The 22,815-nt window shown below is 73.0% G+C and carries 21 protein-coding genes; 9 read left to right on the forward strand and 12 right to left on the reverse strand.

What is annotated here, in order from left to right:
• The first annotated feature begins 575 nt into the window (after window positions 1-575).
• From folB to E0D90_RS08540, 3 genes are all read left to right on the forward strand, one after another.
• Complete coding sequence (gene folB / locus E0D90_RS08530) at window positions 576-935, forward strand: dihydroneopterin aldolase (protein WP_103500409.1); 360 nt, start codon at window positions 576-578, stop codon at window positions 933-935.
• Window positions 932-1,549 (forward strand): 2-amino-4-hydroxy-6-hydroxymethyldihydropteridine diphosphokinase, encoded by a 618-nt coding sequence (folK, locus tag E0D90_RS08535; protein WP_103500408.1) that lies wholly within the window; start codon window positions 932-934, stop codon window positions 1,547-1,549. The genes folB and folK overlap by 4 nt, the downstream gene beginning before the upstream one ends.
• A 247-nt stretch (window positions 1,550-1,796) precedes the next feature.
• The gene (locus E0D90_RS08540; RefSeq protein WP_130797226.1) at window positions 1,797-2,279 is read left to right on the forward strand and encodes a DUF3180 domain-containing protein; all 483 of its coding nucleotides are present in this window, start codon (window positions 1,797-1,799) and stop codon (window positions 2,277-2,279) included.
• Window positions 2,280-2,398: 119 nt separating this feature from the next.
• Here E0D90_RS08540 and E0D90_RS08545 read toward each other — a convergent pair whose 3' ends face one another.
• Window positions 2,399-3,565 carry an ABC transporter ATP-binding protein gene (locus E0D90_RS08545; RefSeq protein WP_130797235.1) on the reverse strand — a complete coding sequence of 389 codons (1,167 nt, stop codon included), beginning with the start codon at window positions 3,563-3,565 and terminating at the stop codon, window positions 2,399-2,401.
• A gap of 74 nt (window positions 3,566-3,639) precedes the next feature.
• Here E0D90_RS08545 and E0D90_RS08550 point away from each other — a divergent pair, with 74 nt between their 5' ends.
• The 4 genes from E0D90_RS08550 (at window position 3,640) to E0D90_RS08565 (ending at window position 7,568) form a co-directional block, all read left to right on the forward strand.
• The gene (locus E0D90_RS08550; protein ID WP_130797227.1) at window positions 3,640-4,521 is read left to right on the forward strand and encodes an ABC transporter permease; all 882 of its coding nucleotides are present in this window, start codon (window positions 3,640-3,642) and stop codon (window positions 4,519-4,521) included.
• Window positions 4,518-5,291, forward strand: a complete 774-nt coding sequence (locus E0D90_RS08555; RefSeq protein WP_130797228.1) for an ABC transporter permease — start codon at window positions 4,518-4,520, stop codon at window positions 5,289-5,291. The genes E0D90_RS08550 and E0D90_RS08555 overlap by 4 nt, the downstream gene beginning before the upstream one ends.
• A 219-nt stretch (window positions 5,292-5,510) precedes the next feature.
• Window positions 5,511-6,527 (forward strand): ABC transporter substrate-binding protein, encoded by a 1,017-nt coding sequence (locus E0D90_RS08560; RefSeq protein ID WP_103502573.1) that lies wholly within the window; start codon window positions 5,511-5,513, stop codon window positions 6,525-6,527.
• Window positions 6,528-6,764: 237 nt separating this feature from the next.
• Window positions 6,765-7,568 (forward strand): hypothetical protein, encoded by an 804-nt coding sequence (locus E0D90_RS08565; protein WP_130797229.1) that lies wholly within the window; start codon window positions 6,765-6,767, stop codon window positions 7,566-7,568.
• Between the two features lie 112 nt (window positions 7,569-7,680).
• Here the strand turns inward: E0D90_RS08565 and folE are convergent, their stop codons facing one another.
• From folE to dacB, 6 genes are all read right to left on the reverse strand, one after another.
• Complete coding sequence (gene folE / locus E0D90_RS08570; RefSeq protein ID WP_103502571.1) at window positions 7,681-8,286, reverse strand: GTP cyclohydrolase I FolE; 606 nt, start codon at window positions 8,284-8,286, stop codon at window positions 7,681-7,683.
• Between the two features lie 229 nt (window positions 8,287-8,515).
• A complete protein-coding gene (ftsH, locus tag E0D90_RS08575; RefSeq protein ID WP_103502570.1) occupies window positions 8,516-10,630 on the reverse strand; it encodes an ATP-dependent zinc metalloprotease FtsH in 2,115 nt (704 codons plus the stop codon).
• Between the two features lie 457 nt (window positions 10,631-11,087).
• Complete coding sequence (gene hpt / locus E0D90_RS08580; RefSeq protein WP_103500150.1) at window positions 11,088-11,651, reverse strand: hypoxanthine phosphoribosyltransferase; 564 nt, start codon at window positions 11,649-11,651, stop codon at window positions 11,088-11,090.
• Between the two features lie 125 nt (window positions 11,652-11,776).
• Entirely contained in the window at window positions 11,777-12,937 is a 1,161-nt protein-coding gene (gene tilS / locus E0D90_RS08585; RefSeq protein ID WP_130797230.1) for a tRNA lysidine(34) synthetase TilS, read from the reverse strand.
• Between the two features lie 134 nt (window positions 12,938-13,071).
• Complete coding sequence (locus E0D90_RS08590; protein ID WP_130797231.1) at window positions 13,072-14,271, reverse strand: zinc-dependent metalloprotease; 1,200 nt, start codon at window positions 14,269-14,271, stop codon at window positions 13,072-13,074.
• Window positions 14,272-14,348: 77 nt separating this feature from the next.
• Complete coding sequence (gene dacB / locus E0D90_RS08595; RefSeq protein ID WP_227870082.1) at window positions 14,349-15,851, reverse strand: D-alanyl-D-alanine carboxypeptidase/D-alanyl-D-alanine endopeptidase; 1,503 nt, start codon at window positions 15,849-15,851, stop codon at window positions 14,349-14,351.
• Between the two features lie 89 nt (window positions 15,852-15,940).
• On the opposite strand from dacB, the gene E0D90_RS08600 reads away from it, so the two are divergent.
• Window positions 15,941-16,435 carry an inorganic diphosphatase gene (locus E0D90_RS08600; protein WP_103501264.1) on the forward strand — a complete coding sequence of 165 codons (495 nt, stop codon included), beginning with the start codon at window positions 15,941-15,943 and terminating at the stop codon, window positions 16,433-16,435.
• A 152-nt stretch (window positions 16,436-16,587) separates the two neighbouring features.
• Here E0D90_RS08600 and E0D90_RS08605 read toward each other — a convergent pair whose 3' ends face one another.
• Entirely contained in the window at window positions 16,588-18,261 is a 1,674-nt protein-coding gene (locus E0D90_RS08605; protein ID WP_103501290.1) for a threonine/serine exporter family protein, read from the reverse strand.
• Between the two features lie 780 nt (window positions 18,262-19,041).
• On the opposite strand from E0D90_RS08605, the gene E0D90_RS08610 reads away from it, so the two are divergent.
• Window positions 19,042-20,004, forward strand: a complete 963-nt coding sequence (locus E0D90_RS08610; RefSeq protein ID WP_227870083.1) for a DUF368 domain-containing protein — start codon at window positions 19,042-19,044, stop codon at window positions 20,002-20,004.
• A 117-nt stretch (window positions 20,005-20,121) separates the two neighbouring features.
• On the opposite strand, the gene E0D90_RS08615 is transcribed toward E0D90_RS08610, so the two are convergent.
• From E0D90_RS08615 to E0D90_RS26535, 4 genes are all read right to left on the reverse strand, one after another.
• Window positions 20,122-20,694, reverse strand: a complete 573-nt coding sequence (locus tag E0D90_RS08615; RefSeq protein WP_174856166.1) for a DinB family protein — start codon at window positions 20,692-20,694, stop codon at window positions 20,122-20,124.
• A gap of 170 nt (window positions 20,695-20,864) precedes the next feature.
• Complete coding sequence (locus E0D90_RS08620) at window positions 20,865-21,455, reverse strand: hypothetical protein (protein ID WP_130797233.1); 591 nt, start codon at window positions 21,453-21,455, stop codon at window positions 20,865-20,867.
• A gap of 52 nt (window positions 21,456-21,507) precedes the next feature.
• Window positions 21,508-22,080, reverse strand: coding sequence for a hypothetical protein (locus E0D90_RS08625; protein ID WP_130797234.1), 573 nt, complete (start codon window positions 22,078-22,080; stop codon window positions 21,508-21,510).
• A 39-nt stretch (window positions 22,081-22,119) separates the two neighbouring features.
• Window positions 22,120-22,815, reverse strand: a 696-nt coding sequence (locus E0D90_RS26535; RefSeq protein WP_157996839.1) for a hypothetical protein, incomplete at its 5' end; no start/stop codon positions are given.

The raw sequence follows: 22,815 nt of genomic DNA on the forward strand, positions 1-22,815 counted from the left end.
GCCCCGCCCGCCCTCCGGGACGCGCCGGTCCCCGGCCCGGCCCGCTCCCGGCTCCGGACGTCCCGTTGCGCCGTCCGGGTCACCGTCCGCCGCCGGTGGCGACGGGCGGGTCCGCGCCGGCGGGCACCGCCGCCACTGACGCGCTCCCGATGGCGGCGCGTGCGCCCGGAGCAGGTGGCGCGCCGCACCGCCCGCTCCCGGGGAGTGCGCCAGGCCGGGTTCGAGCCCGCTCGCTCACCCGTTGGTGGCCGGTCCCGGCCCCCGCACGCGTAACGCGCCCCTCGGTGGGTAAAGGCCGCGACATCCCCGCCTCGGGGTCCGGTACCCGCCCGCAGGAGATGGCGGCGTACGCAGGTAGATTCGTGGGGCTGGACGCACCGTGACCGGCGGGCCCACCACCCGTCGCGGCGCGGCACGCGGGCACCCCGCCCGCGGGGCGGCGCGATCACGGCCCGAGGGGCCGCCGTGCCACCCGCGTCCGGGCGGCACGGCCATGCGGGACCGGCCGGACCGCAGCTCGCCGACTGCCGGGCCCTGAAGGGGTATCGGCGCCGAACGGAAGGGAGTTGAGGGCGATGGACCACATCACCCTGCGGGGCCTGCGAGCCCGCGGCTTCCACGGCGCGCTCCCCGAGGAGCGGGCCCTGGGCCAGACCTTCGTCGTCGATGTGCGGCTCGGCGTGGACACCCGTCCCGCCGCGGCCGAGGACGACCTGGGCCGCACCGTGCACTACGGCGTCGTCGCCGAGGAGGTGTCGGGCATCGTGTCCGGCGAGCCCTTCGCGCTGATCGAGACGCTCGCCGAGCGGATCGCCGCGCGGTGCCTCACGCACGAGGCGGTCCTCGAGGTCGAGGTGACGGTCCACAAGCCGCAGGCCCCGATCACCGTTCCCTTTGACGATGTGACCATCACCATTCTGCGGAGCAGACCATGACGAGCAGCGACAACGCCGCTTCTTCCTCGCCCGACCCGACCGTGCAGCCGGTGCCGTCCGCGGTGGTGCAGCAGGTGGACGCCGCCGACGCGACGCTGCACAACCCGCACGTGGCCGTGCTGTCCATCGGGAGCAACCTCGGCAACCGCCTGGAGACGCTCCAGGGAGCCGTGGACGCCCTGGCCGACACCCCGGGGCTGCGCGTCAAGGCGGTCTCGCCCGTCTACGAGACGCAGCCGTGGGGCGTCAGCGAGGACACCCAGGGCACCTACTTCAACGCCGTGGTGATCGTCCGCACCACCCTGCCGCCCTCGTCGCTGCTGGAACGGGCACAGGCGGTGGAGGAGGCGTACGAGCGGGTCCGCGAACTGCGTTGGGGCCCACGCACCATCGACGTCGACATCGTCTCCTACCAGGGCGTGGTCTCCACCGACCCGGGGCTCACCCTGCCCCACCCGCGTGCCCACGAGCGCGCCTTCGTCCTGGTGCCGTGGCACGATGTGGAGCCCGAGGCCGAGTACCCGGGCCGGGGGCGGATCGTGGACCTGCTGCCGGCCGTGGGCGACCAGGGTGTCCAGCTCCGCGGCGACCTGGAACTGGTCGTGCCGCTCTGACGGGTGGCGGGAAGCGCGGCGGCGGGTGCCGGGCGGGAGAACCGCAGGGCACCCGCCGCACAGCCGTGACGCACCCCGGCGGCGCCGACCCACCGGCCCCCGGGGACGGCGCGGGACAGACGGCGGGACCGACGGCGCCGGTGAGACGGCGTGGGACAGACGGTGGACGGCAGACAGTGAGCGACGGAGACGGCGGCGCCGGAACACGCGGCGCGACAGCCGGGCGGGCGCGGGAGGGGCGGACGCGGTGACACACCTGCGGATCGGCACGTTGCTGGGGCTTTTCGCCGCCTCGGGGGCGATCGCCTGGGCGGGAGCCGGACTGTGGGACTCCCGCGGCACCCTCCCCGCGGTGCCGCTGCTCGCCCCGGTCGCGCTCGGAATGATCGCCGCGATCCTGCTGGGCACGGCGCTGACGCTGCGGTCTCGGCTGAAGGCGATCCGGGAACGACGGCCCGGCGCCCGGCCGGTGGAGCCGATGATGGCCGCGCGCGCGGTGGTCCTCGGCCAGGCGAGCGCCCTGGTGTCGGCGGTGGTCGCCGGGATCTACGGCGGAGCCGGGATCTTCCTGGTGCAGGAGTACCTGGACGTCGCGAACCGCCGTGACCAGGCCGTCTACGCGGGGATCGCGGTGCTGGCCGGCGCCGCCGTCTGCGGCGTGGCGATCTGGCTGGAGCGAATCTGCCGGCTCCGCGAGGACGGCGAGGGACCGCTCGGCTCACCGGCCTGAGCACCACGGCACGCGTCGACGTGACCGCACGCATCGCCGCGACCGCACGCGTCGACACGACCGCACGCGTCGCCGCCACGGCACGCCGCCCGACCCACGCACGGAACGCCGCGAACGGCTCAGGCCGGGCCGCTGGGCAGCGTCTCCAGTCGCACCTCGGCCCGCTGGAGGTCCTGCGCGTCCGCGTCGATCGACCGCCGCAGCGCCTCGTGCAGCCTGGCCGGGGTCAGTACACCCATGAAGCGGTCGCCGTCGAGGACGGCGATCCACCCGGCGTCGTACTGGAGCATCATCCCGAACGCCTGCTTGAGGGACGAGCCCAGCGGCAGCCACGCCTCCATCCGGCGGGCGTGGTCCGCGACCGAGCCCGTCTGCCGCTGCTCCGCGGCGGGCAGCGGCACCCAGCCGTGCAGTGAGCCGGAGCCGTCCAGGACGACGGCCCAGCGCGCGCCGTTCTCGCGCATCCGCGCCGCCGCTCCGGCCATGTCGTCGGTGAGGTCGACCAGCGGCGGCTGCTCCAGGTCTGACTCCTCGACCAGCGTCACCGACAGCCGCTTCAGGCCCCGGTCGGCGCCGACGAAGCCGGCCACGTAGTCGTTGGCCGGGGCTCCGAGCACCGTCGTCGGCGGGTCGAACTGCTCGATGCGGCCCTGCCCGAAGACGGCGATGCGGTCACCGAGCCGCACCGCCTCCTCGATGTCGTGGGTGACGAACAGGACCGTCTTGCGGACCTCGGCCTGGAGCCGGAGGAACTCGTTCTGCAGGTGGTCGCGGACGACGGGGTCGACCGCGCCGAACGGCTCGTCCATCAGCAGCACCGGCGGGTCGGCGGCGAGGGCGCGCGCCACGCCGACGCGCTGCCGCTGGCCGCCGGAGAGCTGGCCGGGGTACCGGGAGCCGTAGACGGAGGGGTCGAGCCCGACCAGGTCCAGCATCTCCGCGGCCCGTTTCCGCGCGGCGGGCTTCTTCCACTCCAGCAGCTGGAGGACGGTCGCGGTGTTGTCCAGCACGGTGCGGTGCGGGAAGAGTCCGCCCTGCTGGATGACGTAGCCGATGCGCCGGCGCAGGGCGACCGGGTGGATGTCGGCGATGTCCTCGCCGTCCAGGAGGATGCGGCCGGAGGTGGGCTCCTCCAGCCGGTTGACCAGTTTCATGGTCGTCGTCTTGCCGCACCCGGACGGCCCGACCAGGGTCACCAGCTCCCCCTCGGCCACCTCCAGCGACAGATCGTCGACGGCGAGCGTGCCGTCGGGGTAGCGCTTGGTGACCTGTTCGAAGCGAAGCATGTGGCTCATCTTCCCCCACACTCGCGAACGTACAATCTTCATTTTCGCGAGTCGTCCCGCTTAGGGTTCTCCGGGTGAGTGCCAGCAATTGCCTGACGGCAAACGAATGGATCTGCGGGGAGTACCTGCGGACCCGGCGTGACGAGCTGATCGACGCCACCCTCCAACACCTGGCGATCACGGGAACCTCCGTGGTCATAGCGGTGCTGCTGGCGTTCCCGCTGGCGCTCTTCGCCCGGCGCTACCGCCGCGCCTCGGGAACGGTCCTGACGCTGACGACCGTCGTCTACACGATCCCGACCCTCGCGATGTACGCGCTGCTGCTGCCGCTGTTCGGCATCTCGGCCTCGGTCGTGGTGTGCGGACTGGTCCTGTACTCGCTGACCGTGCTGGTCCGCAACATGCTGGCGGGGCTGGACGGCGTCTCCGAGGACGTCCGCGAGGCGGCGCGCGGCATGGGGTACGGGCCGGGCCGGCTGCTGTTCCAGGTGGAGCTGCCGCTGGCACTGCCCGCGCTGATGGCGGGGGTACGGATCGCCACCGTCTCGGCCGTGTCACTGACCACGGTCGGCGCCATCGTCGGCCACGGCGGGCTCGGCAACCTCATCTACAGCGGCATGGACAGCCTGTTCAAGGCGCAGGTGCTCACCGCCTCGGTGCTGTGCGTGGTGCTCGCGGTCATCGCCGACGTGCTGCTGCTGACGCTCCAGCGGGCCCTGACCCCGTGGGCGCGCGCCCGGGACGGCGGCAGCCCCAGACGCCGCGGCGCCAAGGGCCGCGGCGAGGGCGGCGGCGAGGGCGGCGGCGAGGGCTCCGACGGTGACGGAACCGGCCCCGACGGCGGCCCCGGCGACGGCCCGGCCGACCCGCACCGCGCGGCGGCCGCCCACCCCACGACCACCCGACCCACCCCGGTAGGGGCGCCCGGCGCCCAGCAGGAGGCCAGCCAGCCGTGAACTCCTTCGTGGACGCCTGGAGCTGGCTGACCACCGCCGACCACTGGTCAGGCGCCGGCGGCATCTGGAACCGGCTCGCCGAGCACCTGTGGCTGACCGGCGTCAGCATGGTCATCGCCTGCGCGCTGATGCTGCCGCTGGCGATGTGGCTGGGTCACACCCCGGTCCGCTCCGGCGGGGACGGTCGCCGCCGGCGCATCGGCAGCGCGGTCGCCGTCAACATCACCAACGCCGGACGCGCGGTCCCGACCTTCGCGGTGCTGGTGGTGCTGATGCTCACCCCGCTCGGCGAGGGCGGTGTCACCACCCCCACCGTGATCGCCCTGGTCCTCTTCGCCCTGCCGCCGCTGCTCACCAACGCCTACGTCGGCGTCTCCGAGTCCGACCCGGACGTGGTCGAGGCGGCCCGGGGCATGGGCATGTCGACGCGCCAGCTGATGCTGCGCATCGAACTGCCCCTCGCCTTCCCTCTGATCATGACCGGCATCCGGACCGCGACCGTTCAGGTGGTGGCCACCGCCACCCTCGCCGCCCTCGTCGGCGGCGGCGGACTGGGCCGGATCATCACCGCCGGTTTCGCCAACCAGAACACCGCCCAGGTGGTGGCCGGAGCCGTGCTGGTGGCGGTGCTGGCGCTGATCGTCGAAGGCGTGCTGGTGCTCGCCCAGCGGCTGCTGACGCCCGGCGGCGGCACCAGCGGCACCAAGAGCGAGGGCGAGGGCGGCGAGGCTCCCCGGGCGCCGGCCCGCGCCACCGCCGACTCCGTCTGAACCAGGATCGGCCGCCCGTTCGCGTTCCGTACATCCGTCCGTCCGGTCACGCATCGGACCGGCTGTCCTGGGTAGCCGCTTCCGGGCGGCCGCCCGGAATGCCCGGCCCGGCACCCGCGACCGGCTTCACATCCGGTACACACCCGGTTCGCAGCCGCTCAGTACCGTCCGGACCGAGTACCCGTACACCAGACACCGCTGCCGGCGTCACCCCGAGGAATGGACACGCAGACCGTGAAATCCACTCGCACCACCATCCGCCGCGCCCCGTTCGCCACCGCCGCAGCGGCCGTGACCCTCGCCCTCGCCCTGACCGCCTGCGGCGGGGACAGCCTGGAGGAGTCGGACCCCGGCTCCGACACGGGCTCCGAGACCGGCTCGGGCGACGGCGACGGCGACCGCGGCAGCCTGATCGTCGGCAGTGCCGACTTCACCGAGGCCACCATCACCGCCGAGCTCTACGCGCAGATCCTGGCCGACGCCGGGTACGACACCTCCATCACCACGGTGCGCGGCCGCGAGCTGTACGAGCCGGCGCTGGAGAGCGGCGAGATCGACATCGTGCCGGAGTACCTGGCCACGATGACCGAGTTCCTCAACCGCGACGAGAACGGCCCGGACGCCGAGGCCGTCGCCTCCAGCGACGCGGACGAGACCCGCGACGCCCTCGTGGAACTGGCCGAGCCCCGGGGCCTGAAGGTCCTCGACGTGGGCGACGCCGTCAACCAGAACGCCTTCGCCGTCTCCGAGGAGTTCGCCGACGAGCACGGCCTCTCCACCCTCACCGACCTCGGCGAGTCCGGTCTGCCCGTCACGCTCGCGGCCGGCGAGGACTGCGTCGAGCGGCCGTTCTGCCAGCCCGGCCTGGAGGACGTCTACGGCATCGACATCACCGAGGTCGACCCCAAGGGCGTCGGCACCGCGCAGACCAAGCAGTCCGTGCAGAACGGCACCAACGAACTGGCGCTGGTCACCACGACCGACGGCACCCTCCCCGACTTCGGGCTGGTGCTGCTGGACGACGACCAGAACCTCCAGCAGGCCGACAACATCCTGCCCGTCGTCAACGCCGACAGCGCCGGCGACGACGAGATCGCGGAGGTGCTCAACAAGCTCACCGCGACCCTGACCACCGAGGACCTCGTGGAGCTGAACCGCCAGGTGGACGCCGAGCGGGTCCGCGCCGCCGACGCCGCCCGGGACTACCTGGTCGACAAGGGCCTCATCGACGGCTGACGGCCGACGGCTCACGGCTGACGGCTGACGGCTGACGGCGCGTTCGGCGCACGCACCGCACCCCGTGCCGCGCGTGCGCCGACCGCCTCCGCGTACGCCGCCCGTCATCCGCCGGGCGGCGTACGCCCGTCGCCCCGGACGGCGCATCCGCACCCGGCGGTGACCGGTACCGGCCGAAGCGGGCAACAATTCAACTACGCCCTCCCGTACGCCACCGCATCACGGTAGGTTTCCGACATGGCACGCGGACGTCATCGATACATCCCGCCGCGGCGGCTGCTGATACCGGCCGGCGTCGGAGGCTGCGCGGTGCTCACCGCCGGGGCCGCACTGCTCACCGCCGACGGACTCGGGCTGGTCCCGGCCCTGCTGATCGTGGCCACCGCCGGAGCCGGGGTCGCGGGCGCCGTGCTGATGCGACAGCGGGAGAGCGCCGCCGAGGGACGGGTCGCCCGCGAACGCGCCGCCCGCGCCGCCGGGTCGGTGGAGACCGACGCACTCCGCGACCAGCTCGAAGAGGCCACGGACCGCGCCACCGCCCTCGAACACCGGCTCCAGGGCAAGCGCATCGACCTCGCCCGGCTCCGCGGCGAGCACGCCGAACTCCTGCGCCGGTACGCGCTGGCCGAGAACGGCCGCGCCAACGCCCTCGAAGGCCGCCGCCGCATCGCTCTCGAAGCCGGCCGCCCCGCCCGCGCTCTGCCGTCCGGCGCCACCGACCACCGCACCGCCTCCGGCAGCCCGACCTCCCTGACCTACCTTCAGGCGTTCGACGCGCTGCGCAACCTCGCGCGCAACGCCGACCGCCAGCGGCGACAGGCCCAGGAGGCCGCGGCTGCCGTCGCCTCCCCGCCCCCGCCCCAGCAGCAGCCGCAGCCGCAGCCGCAGCCGCAGCGCCCGCCGACCCACTGGGTGCCGCCGAACCGCGGCGGCTTCGACTACTTCGGCACCGCCGGCGACGACGACACGGAGCCCGGCGCACCGGGCGGGCACGGCAGCCCCACCGGCCCGTCGGCGTCCCTCACCCACCCCCGCGGCTGAGCCCACCGCACCGAACGCCCGGACCGGGACACGTTCTTCCGGAACTCACAGCGGCACGACAGCGGAGCCAGCGGCACAGGAGGCTCCGTGGCCCCCGAACGATCCGGGGAGGTCAGCGGGCGAGGATGAGGCCCATGGCCTCGGCGCGGGTGGCGGAGTCGCGGAGCTGGCCGCGCACGGCGGAGGTGGTGGTCTTGGCACCCGGCTTGCGGACGCCGCGCATCGTCATGCACATGTGCTCGCACTCGATGACCACGATCACTCCGCGCGGCTCCAGGATGCGCATCAGCGAGTCGGCGATCTGCGTCGTCAGCCGCTCCTGCACCTGCGGGCGGCGGGCGAAGACATCCACCAGCCGGGCCAGCTTGGACAGGCCGGTGATCTTGCCGCTGGCGGCGGGGATGTAGCCGACGTGGGCGACGCCGACGAACGGCACGAGGTGGTGTTCGCAGGACGACATCACCTCGATGTCCTTCACCAGCACCATCTCGTCGTGCCCGAGGTCGAAGGTGGTCGTCAGCACGTCCTCGGGCTGCTGCCGCAGCCCGGCGAAGATCTCGCGGTAGGCCCGGGCGACGCGCGCGGGGGTCTCACGGAGCCCTTCGCGGTCCGGGTCCTCGCCGACGGCGATCAGCAGCTCGCGGACGGCGTTCTCGGCGCGCTTCTCGTCGAACTCACGGGGGGTGCCCTCGCCTGTCAGCGTCACCGGGTCAGTCATGCGTTCCTCGTTCCCTCGTACACGCGGTTCCGTCGTACACGCGTGCGCGTCATCAGCCTAGACGCTGACCGCCGCGCCGGACATTCCGGGCCAGGGGCCGGACGGACCGGACGGGACCGGGCCGGACCTGGCCCGCCGGCCGACCCGCATAAGCCGGTGGGGCCGGGACACGCGCCGCTGGCGTCGTGTCCCGGCCCCACCGAGGCCGGTCCTGCTCGGTCCAAGCCGGTCAGCCGTTGTCGCCGTCCTGGCCGGGGCGGCGGTTCTCGTCGGGAGCCCCACCGGGGCCGGTCGCGCCGCCCTCGCCGGTCGCCGACGGAGTGTCGCCGCCGTCGTCACCGTTTCCGGCGCTCCCGGCGCCGTTGGTCGGCGCGTCGGCCGGCGGCGGGCCGGCGGAGCCGTTCTTGTCCAGCGACAGACCGCCGGGCGTCGCCGGGCCGAGCTCGTCCTTGACCGGCATGGCGACCGGGGGGCGGCTGGAGGGCGTGCGGCGCGTGGAGCCGGTCCAGGCCGGGCGGGCCGGACGCTTGACGATCGGCCGGAAGATCTCCGCCAGCTCGTCCTTGTTCAGGGTTTCCTTCTCCAGGAGCGCGAGTACCAGATCGTCCAGTACGTCGCGGTTCTCCACCAGGATCTCCCAGGCTTCGTTGTGGGCGGTCTCGATCAGTTTCTTGACCTCCTCGTCCACAAGCCCGGCGACCTCCTCGGAGTAGTCGCGCTGGTGTCCCATCTCCTTGCCGAGGAACGGTTCGGAGGAGTCCGAACCGAACTTGATGGCGCCCAGCCGCTCGGTCATGCCGTACTGGGTGACCATGGCGCGCGCGGTCGAGGTGGCCTTCTCGATGTCGTTGCCGGCGCCGGTGGTCGGGTCGTGGAAGACCAGTTCCTCGGCGGCGCGGCCGCCCATCATGTAGGCCAGCTGGTCCAGCATCTCGTTGCGGGACTGGCTGTACTTGTCCTCCTCCGGCAGCACCATGGTGTAGCCGAGGGCCCGGCCGCGCGGCAGGATCGTCACCTTGTGGACGGGGTCGCTGCTCGGGGAGGCCGCCGCGACCAGGGCGTGACCGCCCTCGTGGTACGCGGTGGTCAGCTTCTCCTTGTCGCTCATCAGCCGGGTGCGGCGCTGCGGTCCGGCCACGACGCGGTCGATCGCCTCGTCCAGGAAATGGTTGTCGATCAGCTTGGCGTTGCCGCGCGCCGCCAGCAGGGCGGCCTCGTTCAGCACGTTGTTGAGGTCGGCACCGGTGAAGCCGGGGGTGCGGCGGGCGACAGCGGTCAGGTCGACGTCGGGCGCGACCGGCTTGCCCTTCTGGTGGACCTTCAGGATCTCCAGGCGGCCGGCGAGGTCCGGACGGTCGACGGCGATCTGCCGGTCGAAGCGGCCCGGGCGCAGCAGCGCCGGGTCGAGGATGTCGGGACGGTTGGTGGCTGCGATCAGGATGACGCCGCCCTTGACGTCGAAGCCGTCCATCTCGACCAGCAGCTGGTTCAGGGTCTGCTCGCGCTCGTCGTGCCCGCCGCCCATGCCGGCGCCGCGGTGGCGGCCGACGGCGTCGATCTCGTCGACGAAGACGATGGCGGGCGCGTTGGCCTTGGCCTGCTCGAAGAGGTCACGGACCCGGGAGGCGCCGACGCCGACGAACATCTCGACGAAGTCGGAACCGGAGATGGAGTAGAACGGGACGCCGGCCTCGCCTGCGACGGCACGGGCCAGCAGCGTCTTACCGGTGCCGGGCGGGCCGTACAGCAGCACGCCCTTGGGGATCTTGGCGCCGACGGCCTGGAACTTGCCGGGCTCCTGGAGGAACTCCTTGATCTCGTGGAGTTCCTCGACGGCCTCGTCGGACCCGGCGACGTCGGCGAAGGTGGTCTTCGGGGTGTCCTTGGAGATGAGCTTCGCCTTGGACTTGCCGAAGTTCATCACCCGCGAGCCGCCGCCCTGCATCTGGTTCATCAGGAAGAGGAACACGATGATGATCAGCAGGAACGGCACGATGGTCAGCAGCATCCCGACGAACGGATTCTGCGACTTGGGGCTGACCGTGTAGCCGTCGGGCAGCAGGTCGTCCTCGGACTGGTACTTCGACTGGAGGATGTCGGCGAGTTCCGCGCCCTGCTCGTCGACGTAGCTGGCCTGGACCTTGTCGGAGTCCTCGATCTCCTGGCCGTCCTTCAGCTCGACCTTGATCCGCTGTTCGTCGCCGGTGGTGAGCTCGGCGGCGCGGACGTGGTTCTGCTGGATGGCCTGGATGACCTCGCCGGTGTCGACCGTCTTGTAGCCCTCGGAGGAACGGAACACGTTCATCAGCAGGATCACTGCGAGTACCGCCAGCACGATCCACATGACTGGCCCACGGAAGTAGCGCTTCACGTCTCTCCACACGGGGCTGCGCAGCCCCGTCCCTCCTGCCACATCGAGGCACAGCCCCCGGACGGGATCCGCTGTGCGTACGGTGTCCACTCTCCGCCGGCGCGCGCCCGGCGCTGGAACAAGCTGACAACTGGTTGATGTCTCGCGACGGTACACCGGGGGCGGTGTCCGGCGCTCTTCGGGACCGGGAACCGGCCGCCCGACATCGCCTTGTCGGCCCTTCCTACCTCCCCCAACGGAGCAGCGGAGCCACTGGTTCCGATGGGCTCTCCGGGGTGGTGCCGAACACGTCCGGCCACATCCGGCGACTACCCCGTCCGGGCCGGAGCCCGGGCGCGTCACCGGCGCCCGTCCGGCCCGTCCCCGGGCCCCGGCCGCCCGCCCCTCCGGGCGCGGCGGAGGCCCGGGGCGCGGGGACCGGCCGCGGCGGTCAGTCCGCGGTGCCGCCGTACACGTGCGGCGCCAGCGTGCCGACGAACGGCAGGTTGCGGTACCGCTCGCCGTAGTCCAGGCCGTAGCCGACCACGAACTCGCTGGGGATGTCGAAGCCGACCCACTTCACGTCGATGTCGACCTTGGCCGCCTCCGGCTTGCGCAGCAGCGTCACGATGTCCAGCGACGCCGGCTCGCGCGAGCCGAGGTTCGACAGCAGCCAGGAGAGGGTGAGCCCGGAGTCGATGATGTCCTCGACGATCAGGACGTGCTTGCCCTTGATGTCGGTGTCGAGGTCCTTGAGGATGCGGACCACTCCGGAGGACTGGGTGCCCGCGCCGTAGGAGGAGACGGCCATCCAGTCCATCGTCACGGGGGAGGACAGGGCGCGGGCGAGGTCGGCCATCACCATGACGGCGCCCTTGAGGACCCCGACGAGGAGCACGTCCCGTCCCGCGTACTCCGCGTCGATCTTGTGGGCCAGCTCCACGAGCTTGGCGTCGATCTCTTCCTTGGTGATGAGCACCGACTCAAGGTCGTCGCCCAGATCCTTCTCTAGCACCCTCGCCACTCTCTGCTGGTCCTGCCCGGCCCGCCGTTGTCCCCGGCGGCTGGCCCACGGGCCGGGTCCGACGCTGACGTCCGGCGGCGGTCCACCGGCGTCCACCGGCGGCTCACCGCCATCCGTCACCGGTGGCCGGCCTGCTCCAGCACCAGTCTGCCACCCTGCCTCCGGGCCTCGACACGGCCCGGCAGATTCAGTGGCCGCTGCCCGTGCCAGGCGGTGATCAGCCGGTCGGTCTCCTCGATGTGGCGGGCGAACAGCGAACCGGCGGGGGCACCGGCAGCGATGGCGGCACGGCGCAGCACCCGCCGCCGGACGGCCGGCGGCAGGGCGTGCAGCGCGGCGATGTCGAGGGTGCCGTCGGGGCGGGTGGCCATCCGTTCGGCCTGCTGCGCCCAAGAGTCGAGGGCGTCGGCGTCGTCCCGGGCGAGTTGCGCGGTGCGGGCCAGGGCGTCGGCGATGCCCCGGCCGAGCGCCTTCTCCAGCGCGGGCAGCGCCTCGTGGCGGATGCGGGAGCGGGTGTAGGCCGGGTCGGCGTTGTGCGGGTCGTCCCAGACGGGGAGTCGCTGCTCGTCGCAGGCGCGGCGGGCGGTGGCGCGGTCGACGGTGAGGAAGGGCCGCAGGTACCGGCCGGTGGCCGCCCGGTCTCCGGAGGCGCCGGAGGAGACGGCGGACATGCCGGCCAGGGAACGGGTGCCGGAGCCGCGGGCCAGGCCGAGCAGGACGGTCTCGGCCTGGTCGTCGCGGGTGTGGCCGAGGAGGACGGCGACGGCGCCGTGGTGTTCGGCGGCGGCGTCGAGCGCGGCGTAGCGGGCGGTGCGGGCGGCCGCCTCGGGGCCGCCGTCGCGGCCGACCGTCACGGTGGCGACTTCCACCGGGTCGAGGCCGAGGGCGGCGAGCCGGTCGGCCACCTCGCGGGCGCGCTCGGCGGAGCCGGGCTGGAGGCCGTGGTCGACGGTGACGACGCCGGCTCGCAGGCCGAGCCGGGGCGCCTCGAAGGCCAGGGCGGCGGCGAGGGCGGTGGAGTCGGCGCCGCCGGAGCAGGCGGCGAGGACGAGGGGCGCCCGGCGGTGGTCACGGGCCGCGGGCACCTCGGCCCCGGCGCTCCCGGCCTGCGGCGGCGGGTGCGCGGAGGAGGAGTGCGGGGAGGGCCGCTGGGACGGGTGCGGGACCGCGGCCGGGAGCACCGCGAGGTGCGGGGAACCGGCGGCGGGGCGCAGGAGGTCTTGCAGGGTGCGGCGAACCGCCAGGCGTATTGCCGCGACCGCTGGATGGGGACCCATGTCCTGATCACTTCCTCGGGGGGAGCCAAGTCACGCTGAGTGTGTACAGCGTGACAGAGGAGGGCAGTTCCCCGAGCATCGCACGCCCACTCTTGGCCCTACGGTCCCTCATACGGGTGACTGCGGAGCGCGTCTCATGACGTCGAGCCGCCCGGACGCACCCGTGCGACCCACTCCTCGGGTTTGGCGATCTCGTCCTTGGTGGGCAGCGTGTTGGGCGAGGTCCACACCTTGTTGAAGCCCGCCATCCCCGCCTGGTCGACGACGGCCCGGACGAAACGCTCGCCGTCGCGGTACTGACGGAGCTTGGCGTCCATGCCGAGGAGCCGGCGCAGCACGCGGTCGAGGCGGCCGGCCCCGGCCTGGCGGCGCTGGGTGAACTTCTCCCGGATCTCGGCGACGGTCGGCACGACCTGCGGGCCGACGCCGTCCATCACGTAGTCGGCGTGGCCCTCCAGCAGGGACATCACGGCGGTGAGCCGTTCCAGGATCTCCCGCTGACGGGGCGTCTGGACGAGGTCGACGAGGGAGCCGTCGGCGGAGCCGGGCCGCGCGGCGCCGCCCGGGGTCGCGCCGGGGCCGTCCGCGTCCTGGGCGGCGGGAGGCGCCGGGTCCGTCGCGGTGTCGCCCTCGCCCGGCCTGCCGGTGAGGGACTGGGCGGCCTGCCGCAGCCGGTCGACGAAGGTCGCCGGGTCGATGTCGGACTCGGCGAGGAACGCCTGGATCTCGCTCTCCATGTGGTCACGGAGCCAGGGGACGGCCGTGAACTGGGTGCGGTGGGTCTCCTCGTGCAGGCAGACCCAGAGCCGGAAGTCGTGCGGCCGGACGTCCAGCTCGCGCTCGACGTGGACGATGTTGGGCGCGACCAGCAGCAGCCGGCCGCCGCCCTTGGCGCCGCCGGGCAGACCGGGCGTGGCGGGGGCGAAGGTCTCGTACTGGCCGAGCACCCGGGAGGAGAGGAAGGACAGCAGCATGCCGACCTGGACGCCGGTGACCTTGGCGCCCACGGCGGAGAAGGCGGCCCCGCCGGGCAGGGACGAGCGGCGTTCGGCGAGCTTCTCGGCGAGCGGGTTCATCAGCACCTGGAAGCCGGCGGCGTTGGCGCGCACCCAGCCGGGACGGTCCACGACCAGCACGGGGGTGTCGGCGCCCGCGCTGTGTAGGCCGGTGTAGCCGCGGACGTGCTCCTCGGAGGCGCGGGCGTGGCGGCGGAGCTCGCCGACGACGGCGCGGGCCTCGTCCCGGCTCACCTCCGGGCCCGGGCGGGTCATCCGGGCCGCGGTGGACACGGCGAGATTCCAGTCGACCAGCTCAGCACCACCGAATCGCGTCATGCTCCCCACCGTACGTGGCCCCGCGCGGTGCGGATAGGGAACGCGGGCCCTGCCGGGGGCCGCCCGCCCGCGGCCCGCTACGGCTCCGGTGTGAACGGGCCGGCGCCGGTGAGCGCGGCGGCGGCGCGGTCGAGCGCCGCCTCGGCGTCGGCCGGCGCCGCGGTGTCACCGGCGAGGAAAGCGAAGGCCAGCACTCGGCCGTCCTGGTGTACGACCGTCCCCGCGAGGGCGTTGACACCGGTGAGGGTGCCGGTCTTGGCGCGGACCAGGCCGCCGCCGCCCTCCGGGTAGCGGGAGGTGAGGGTGCCGGTGAAACCGGCGATCGGCAGGCCGGTGAGGACGGGGCGCAGCTCGGGCCGGTCGGGGTCGGCCGCGGCGGCCAGCACGCCGGTGAGGGTCCGCGGGGTGAGGCGGCCGGCCCGGTCGAGGCCGCTGCCGTCGGCGAGGCGGACCCCTTCGACGTCGATGCCCAGCTCGGTGAGCTGCGCGGTGAGCGCGGCGGCGGCGCCTTCCAGGGTCGGCTCCTCCCCCGCGTCGACGGCGACATGGCGGGCGAGTGACTCGGCGAGGTCGTTGTCGCTGTCGGTCAGTATCCGCTCGACCAGGTCGGAGAGCGGCTCGGAGAGGTGGTTGGCGAGGCGCTCGGCGCCGTTGGGCGCGGCGGCACGCTCCGGGTCGCCGTCGACGGCGACGCCGGCGGCGGCCAGTTCGCGGGCGAAGTGCGCGGCGGCGTCCGCGGCCGGGTCCTCGGCGCGGGGGGCGGGGCCGCGGGTGGAGTCGTCGAGCCGCCCGGCGTTGAGGACGAGCGAGCTGAGCGGGGCGATGTTGTCGTTGACGCCGATGGGGTGACGGCCCTCGGGGCCGCTGAACGTCCCGGTGTCGTAGCCGACGGAGACCTCCCGGACCGAGCGGCGGTCCAGGGCTCGGGCGGTGCGTGCCGCGAGTTCGGTGAGGTCGGCGGCGGTCAGGGTGGTGTCGCCGCCACCGACCAGGACGACACGGCCGCGGTCGGCGTCGAGGACGACGCGGGTGACGAGGCGGTGGTCGGCGCCGAAGGCGTGCAGCGCGGCGGTGGCCGTGACCAGCTTGACGGTGGAGGCGGGCGGCAGCGCCGCGTCCGCGCGCTGCCCGTACAGCTCCTCGCCGGTGGCGACGTCCACCACGACCGCGCCCGGACGCTTGCCGAGGCCGGCGTCGGTGAGCAGCGGGCGCAGCACTCCGGCCAGCGAGGACGGGTCGCGGGCCCCCGCGTGGGCAGCTTCGTGGATCGGGGTCAGGACGGCGTCGGCGCTGGGCGCCCGCCCGGGACCGCCGCCCGGTGCCGCCTCGCCGCCGGGCGGCGCCTCGGCGCCCGCCAGGCCGTCGCCGGGTTCGAGATCGCCGGGCAGCTCCTCGGTGCCGGGCAGCAGATCGGCTGCCGCGGCGCCGCGTTCCCCCGTACGCTGTCCCGAGTCCCAGGGGCCTGCCAGGGCGACGGTGCCCGCGGCTGCCATCAGGCCGGCGACGGCGGCCACCGCCGTCAGCCGCCAGGTGTCCCGGTGGCGGCGCAGAGCCGTCGTCCCCCGTGCCGGAATGTGCACCTCTCCACCAGCCCCTTTCGCACGCACACCCTTGCGTGGGGGACACTTAACCACCTGATCGCCTGCACAGAAGCCTAAGGAGCCTCCCCGTGGAGTTCGACGTCACCATCGAGATCCCGAAGGGTTCGCGGAACAAGTACGAGGTGGACCACGAGACCGGCAAGATCCGTCTCGACCGTCATCTGTTCACCTCGACCGTGTACCCCGCCGACTACGGGTTCGTCGACAACACCCTGGGCGAGGACGGCGACCCGCTGGACGCGCTGGTGCTGCTCGACGAGCCGACCTTCCCCGGCTGCCTGATCCGCTGCCGTGCGATCGGCATGTTCCGGATGACGGACGAGGCCGGCGGCGACGACAAGCTGCTGTGCGTCCCGTCCTCGGACCCGCGCATGGAGCACCTGCGGGACATCCACCACGTCAGCGAGTTCGACCGGCTGGAGATCCAGCACTTCTTCGAGGTCTACAAGGACCTGGAGCCCGGCAAGTCCGTCGAGGGTGCCGACTGGGTCGGCCGCACCGAGGCGGAGGCCGAGATCGAGCGGTCCTACAAGCGTCTCGCCGACTCCGGCGAATCGCACTGAGCCCCGCGCGCTGCGCTGTTCGCGCGTCGAGCCGTTCGCGCACTGAGCCGTTCACGCGCTGAGCGTGGTGGTGGTCCGCCCCGGCCGGTTCTCCGGCCGGGGCGGACCGCTGTGTGCGCGGCGGCGGACCGCCGGTGGCGAGCGCGGCCGGGTCAGAAACCTCGGGTGCGCTTGGCGCCGCGGCGGCCGAACGGTGTCGCGACGCCGGGAGTGCCGATGAACAGCCGGGCGATCTCGTTGCCGAGGTTCACTCCGATGGCGATGGCCAGCGCCAGGCTCGCGGCGCGCAGCAGCTGCTGCCCGCCGGTGGAGATGTCGCCCTGAGCCAGGCCCAGCAGGCCGAAGTACACCGCGCTGCCGGGCAGCAGCGGCCCGATCGCCGCCGTGACGTACGGCAGCGACGAGGTCAGCCGGTAGCGGGCCAGCAACTGGCCGAAGAGCCCGACGAGCCCGGCGGCGACCAGCGTCGCGGCGAACGCCGACAGGTCGGCGGTGTCCCGCATGGAGGCGGCGATCAGCCAGGCCACGCCGCCGTTGAGGGTGGCGATCAGCACGGTTCCCTTGTCCTGCTGGAGCATCACGCAGAACGACAGCGCCAGCAGCATCGCCGCCATCAGCTGGACGGCGGGCCGGGTCAGCGGCGCCACCGTCTCCGGGTTCAGGTTCACCCCGGAGACCTCGCCGATGTAGAGGATGGCGAGGACGCCGAGCACGATGCCGGCGATCAGGAACAGCACTTCCAGCAGTCGCGCGGCGGCGGTGATGTAGTAGCCGGTCAGGCCGTCCTGCACGCTCGCGACCAGGGCACGTCCGGGGATCAGGGCGAAGAGCCCGCCGGTGATCACGGCCGCCGCCTGGACCAGTCCCTCCTGCTGCGGGTGGACGGCGGCCAGGGTGACCCCTATGGCCGCGGGCGCCATCGCCGCCGCGACGAACTGGTAGAACTCCGGCAGCCCGCGCGAGGCCAGGATCCAGGCCATGCGGTCGCCGAGGATGGCGCCGAGCGCGGCGAGGCCGAATACCAGGAACCCGCCCCCGACCAGGACGGACGCGGCGCCCGCCAGCAGACCGGCGGCGCAGGACAGCTGCCACTTGGTGTACGGGTGACGGTTACGGCGGATGGTCGCCAGCCGGCCGTACGCCTCCTCCAGCGTGATCTCGCCGCCGTTGATGTCGTCGACCAGGCGGAAGACCGCCGCCAGCCGGTTGTAGTCGGTGCCGCGGCGGCGGACGGTGCGGCTGAGGGAGACGGGCGCCTCCACCAGCGAGGGCTGGTGGCTGATACCGATCAGCGTGAAGGTGACCGTCGCCTCGCAGCGGTCCAGGCCGTAGGCGTGGGTGATGGCGAACATCGCCGTCTCCACGTCCTCGGCCCCCTCCCCGCTGGCGAGCAGCAGCTCACCGATACGGAGCGTCAGGTCGAGGACCCTGGGCACCGGCAGCGGAGTGGGCTCCTCCTCGCCCTCGGCGACGGGGATCGGCTCCGGCGCGGGTCGCTCGGACAGCGGCAGCCGGACCATGGTCCGCATCCGGTCGTGCCACGGCAGCCCCTTGGCCAGCAGCACGGCAGGCGTGCCGCGCGCCGGGGTCGCCCAGTCGGCGCTGTAACGGAACTCACTTCGTGGCTCCGACGGCAGATTGGCCGTCAGCCCCTTCGGGAGGGCGAACTCCGAGGTCTGCTGCGCCTGTTCGGAGGTGGTAAGCCCTTTCGGGACCGAGAACTCCGAGCTGTGCTGAGTCTGTTCGACGGATGGCCGCTCCAGGCCCTCGGGGACGGCGAACTCGGAGGTGTGGTGTTCGTCCTCGGGTGGACGCACCACGGGCATGAGCTGGGGAGTCGTCAGGTCGTCCGGTTCCCGGCCCGCGTCGGTGGCACCGAAGGCGCCGCGCACGCGGTCGGCCGGGGCGCTCTCACCGCCGCCGTGACCGTTGCTCCGGTTGTCGCCGTGGCCGTTGCCGTGGCCGCTGTGGCGGTCCTCACCGCTCTCCTCGGCCTCGTCCTCGGCGCGGCCCTCGGCGCCGTCCTCACGGCGGTCGGCGTCGCGCTTGCCCCGCTCGTCGCCGCGCGCGTCACGGGCGTCACGGGCGTCACGGTGGCCGTTGCGGCGGTCGTCAGCTTTCGGTTGACGCTCACCAGTGCGGTCTGCCGAACCGTTCGTGCGCCTCGGCTCGCCGCCGGCGCGGTCGCCCCGGGAGTCCCCGGGGGCCCGGTCTTCGGTATGACGGTTTCCGTGCCCCCCGGTGTTCTTCCCAGGCGGCTTCTGCTCCCCGGCCACGTGCTCGCTGCTCCTTCGGTCCGGCTCTCCCGGTCGCGGTCTCCGCCCCTGCGGGGTGTCGGTGCCGCGCCGCCCCGGGGGTGGTCGCCGACCGGTCGCGGCACCTCGCCGCGCTACCGGGCCGCGGCCGGAACCTGCTGTGCACGAGCCGCGACGCTCCGCCTTGCGATGTACCGCGTCCAGGGCCGCGACCTCCGAGGACGCGAACTCCCAAACACCCGCTGAGGGCCCATTCTCGTGAAGCATAGGATGAGCGGAGCCGTACTGCCCGGGGGGCCACCCCGCGCGCGGCAGTCATTCGGTTGCCCCGCCTACCGCTGAGTGGAGACCATGGCCATGCCCTCGGAGGCCCCTTCGGAGGCCAAGTCCTCGGACAGTCGCGTTTTCAACGGCTTCCGCGGTTCCCTGATCGGCGTCGCTGAGGCGCTGCCAGGCATCAGTGGCGGCACCGTCGCCCTGATCATCGGCGTGTTCGAGCGGCTGATCGCCGCGGCGAGCCAGCTGACGACCGCGGTGCGGGTACTCGTGACCGGGCAGGGCTGGCGCCGCACCATGGAGGAGGTCCGGCGGGTCGACTGGGGCCTGCTCGTGCCTCTGATCGTCGGCATGGTCGTGGGGCTGCTGCTCAGCGCGCGGCTGCTCGCGCCCCTGGTGACCGATCACACACAGTACGCGTACGCGCTCTTCTTCGGCCTGGTGCTGGCCTCGCTCTGGATTCCCTACAGCGGCTCCGGCCGGCGCTGGACCGGTGCCAACTACGGCGTGGCGCTCGTCTTCGCCGGCCTGGCGTTCTGGCTGACCTCGCTGTCGGTGGCGGGCGCCGCCGACAACCCGCTGGTGGTCATCGGATCCGGCGCCATCGCCGTCACGGCACTGATCCTGCCGGGACTGTCCGGGTCGTTCCTGCTGCTGGCGCTCGGCATGTACGAGCCGACCATCGACGCGCTGAACGACCGTGACATCGCCTACATCGCCACCTTCGGCCTGGGCATGATGATCGGCCTCGCCGTCGCGGTGAAGTCGCTGCGGTGGCTGCTGGAGAACTACCACCACATGACGCTGGTGGTCCTGACCGGAGTCATGGCGGGCGCGCTGCGCGCGCTGTGGCCGTGGCAGGGCGACGAGCACGACCGGACCCTGCACGCGCCCACCGAGGCGGTGCCGCAGACGCTCGGCCTGATGGTGCTGGGCTTCGTGATCGTGACCGTGGTGCTGGTGGTGGCCCACCGCCGGGAGAACCCCACGCGCGGCCGGGGGCGCCACGCCAAGGTCCCCGCCCGCAGCAACCGCTGAGCCTCGCCGGGCAGTGCCGGGCCTCGCTCGGAGTGGCTCGGCCTCGCTCGGCCTCGCCGGCCTTGCGCTGAGCGAGCCGTCGGCGCCGGTGCCGGGGTCACGGGCCCGGTTCCGGGGTCACTCCTGGAGCATCGACCAGTCGGGTTCGGGAGCGGCTCCGGTCTCGAAGACGAGGGTGAAGGCGTCCTTGCCGTCGACCGCCTCCCGGATGATGTCGGCGTGACCGGCATGCCGGGCGGTCTCCTCGATCAGATGGAGCAGCCCCCACCTCCAGGAACGGGTCCCGCCCCGGTCCCAGGGCGCGGCAGGCTGCTCGAAGGTCGTGTCGAGCGACGGCAGCGCCGCCACCACCGCCTCGGTGTGGCGCCCCACCTCGTCCGACAGCACCAGCAGGGACGCCACGGTGTCCCCGGGGCCCACGACGAAGCTGTCCTCCCAGTTCCGGCGCGTCGCGGGGTCGCGGGGATCGGCCGGGTGACCGCTCATGGTGTCGACCCAGCCGCGTTCGCCGACGGTGACGTGCTTGAGCAGCCCCGCCACCGACAGCACGCTCGGGGTGGGCGTGCTCACCGCCTGCTCCTGGCTCAGCCCGTAAACCGCCCGGCGCAGACCGCCGCGCTGCGCGTCGAGGTAGGCGAGCAGCGCACCGCGCTCGTCCCCGGGCTTCTCCGGCTCCACGACTGTCGGCATCGCACTCACCTCACGTCCGTCCGCGTGCCGCTGCGGCAGCCGGAGAGCGCGCCCGCGTCCGGCGAACCCGTCGCCGGGGCCGTCCCTCCGGCCGCGCCGCCTCTCTCGATCGTAGGGTCGCCGGGCCCCGCTGTCGGCCGGAGCGACGTCGGGCCGCACCCCGCGAGCGCTCAGCAGGTGATCGTGGCCCGCTGGTAGAGGCCCGTAGCACTGATCAGCCATCCGTCCGTCGTCCGCTCCGCGGCGACCACAGACGGGCTGGCGCCGTGCGTATCCAGATCCACCGCTTCGCCGTGCCGGAAGAGAAGCCAGCCCTCGGGGTCGACACAGGCCTGGATGAGCGCCTCGTCGCCGTCCATCTCGATCGTCGCTTCGCCGACCTCGGGCGCCCCTTCTCGGGTGTGCCCGCTCGCACGGGCGGGCCGGACCCGGGAGACCTCCTCCTCGGCCACGCCGTCGGTGGCGACTCCATCGAACAGAGCAGGGTCGGGCTGGTCCCCGTTCTCCAACTCGACGAGAGCGGACCAGAAGTCGTCGTGCAACGTGCGCAAGTGCTGTTCGTCATCGGTGCCGTGACCGTCACGGTCGGACTGCGGCACACCGGCGGTCGCCTCGGTGGTGGCGTCCGGCGAGCGCTTCTCCGCAGCCGAACCGGGCCCGGTCTCGTCTGCAGATCCCGCAGAGCATCCGGTGGCACCCGCCAACATGAGCAGGCACCCGAGCCCTACAGCGGCGCGTTTCCTCATCCTGGTGATCGTCACCGCGCCAGGCTACCGAGACGGGAGGTCCGGCGATCGTGGAGTCACGGTGCCCTCAGCACGACACCGTGGCGCCCTCGGCTCCTCGGGTCTCCGTGATGAGCCAGCCGCCCGGCTCTCGCTCGGCGAGGACAAGCCGGGCGTCCCTACCGGAATCCTCGACATTCACGGCGTTGCCGTCGGCGTCATGAAGCAGCCACGGGGAGGAGTCGACGCACGCCTGCACGGTGGCTTCGTCACCATCGACGTGGACGGTCAGTCCGGTGATGACCGGCTCGCCCGTGCCGGTGATGCCGACATCTTTGAACTGGGAGATCCTCGACAGCTGCTGCTCGCGCACGGAGTCCGTTGCGATCCCGTCCAGCAGACTCCGGTCGGTCTCCTGGGAGTTCTGGAGCTCCACCACGGCGTCGTAGTAGGCCAAGTACAGCGATTCGAGCTCGGTGACGTCCTCCTCGTCCTGGACGGACTCTGGTTCCGGCTGCGGCCGCGCGGCCGTCGTCTGCGACGGTTCGCCCCTGTCGGCGTCGCCGTCGGCAGAGGTCGCGGAGGAGCAACCGGCCACGAGAACCGCTGCCATCGAGACTTGGAGCAGCGCGGCACGTGCGGAGAACGTCGGGTTCGTCACCGCGGCAGCGTAACTCGTCACAAGTGGCTCGACCGACTGCTACTCGACGATGGTCTGCACCTCGTGAACCGGAACCGAAGCCTGCTGCCAGCCGCTCTCCAAAGTCTCGGGAAGCCCGGCCAACTCCAGGGCCGCACCGCCGCTCTCGAACCGGACGTCGTAGACGAGACGTGCCTGCGCCGGGTAGCCGTCCGCGTTGGCGCGCTCGTAGACGTGGGTGCAGGTGTCCGAGCGCGTGGTCACCCAGTCACAGGAGATGCTGCCGCTGCCGTCACCCGGATCGACCTCAAGTCGATTGGGCTCGGCGATTGCCGTCACCGAACCGGACGACGCGGTCACCGCGTCGTCACCGGGGCCTTCGGCCCACCACCAGGTGTCGATGAAGATCACCGCTCGGCCGGGCGGGCTGAAGGCGAGCGTGAAGTCCGGCACCGCCAGGGCCCCGTAGGCCTCCCACGCCAGTTGGTCGAGACTCGGCTCGTCCGGGGTGTACCAGCCCCAGCCGCTGTTCGCCGTCTCGCTCCCGTCCGGCCCGTAACAGATCTTGTAGATGTAGACGGCGTCCTCGTTGGGAGGCTCTTCGGGCCAGGTGTCGGGCTCGGGATACGCCTCAGAGGGGATGTTGGCCCAGCAGGCGTTGAGCCCCTCACAGAACCGCGTCGCATTCGGATGACCGGTGTCCTCGACGAGCGAGAGGTCGCAGGGCGGCTCACCGCCACCCCCCGTGCCCCCGCC

Source organism: Streptomyces otsuchiensis, from assembly GCF_004305975.1.
GTDB lineage: Bacteria > Actinomycetota > Actinomycetes > Streptomycetales > Streptomycetaceae > Streptomyces > Streptomyces otsuchiensis.

What these genes read in the sequence shown, in the direction of transcription:
- folB (WP_103500409.1), top strand. Translation starts at nt 576, where the DNA reads ATGGACCACATCACCCTGCGGGGCCTGCGAGCCCGCGGCTTCCACGGC.
- folK (WP_103500408.1), top strand. Translation starts at nt 932, where the DNA reads ATGACGAGCAGCGACAACGCCGCTTCTTCCTCGCCCGACCCGACCGTG.
- E0D90_RS08545 (WP_130797235.1), bottom strand. Translation starts at nt 3,565, where the DNA reads ATGCTTCGCTTCGAACAGGTCACCAAGCGCTACCCCGACGGCACGCTC.
- E0D90_RS08560 (WP_103502573.1), top strand. Translation starts at nt 5,511, where the DNA reads ATGGACACGCAGACCGTGAAATCCACTCGCACCACCATCCGCCGCGCC.
- E0D90_RS08565 (WP_130797229.1), top strand. Translation starts at nt 6,765, where the DNA reads ATGGCACGCGGACGTCATCGATACATCCCGCCGCGGCGGCTGCTGATA.
- folE (WP_103502571.1), bottom strand. Translation starts at nt 8,286, where the DNA reads ATGACTGACCCGGTGACGCTGACAGGCGAGGGCACCCCCCGTGAGTTC.
- ftsH (WP_103502570.1), bottom strand. Translation starts at nt 10,630, where the DNA reads ATGTGGATCGTGCTGGCGGTACTCGCAGTGATCCTGCTGATGAACGTG.
- tilS (WP_130797230.1), bottom strand. Translation starts at nt 12,937, where the DNA reads ATGGGTCCCCATCCAGCGGTCGCGGCAATACGCCTGGCGGTTCGCCGC.
- E0D90_RS08590 (WP_130797231.1), bottom strand. Translation starts at nt 14,271, where the DNA reads ATGACGCGATTCGGTGGTGCTGAGCTGGTCGACTGGAATCTCGCCGTG.
- E0D90_RS08605 (WP_103501290.1), bottom strand. Translation starts at nt 18,261, where the DNA reads ATGCCCGTGGTGCGTCCACCCGAGGACGAACACCACACCTCCGAGTTC.
- E0D90_RS08610 (WP_227870083.1), top strand. Translation starts at nt 19,042, where the DNA reads ATGGCCATGCCCTCGGAGGCCCCTTCGGAGGCCAAGTCCTCGGACAGT.
- E0D90_RS08615 (WP_174856166.1), bottom strand. Translation starts at nt 20,694, where the DNA reads ATGCCGACAGTCGTGGAGCCGGAGAAGCCCGGGGACGAGCGCGGTGCG.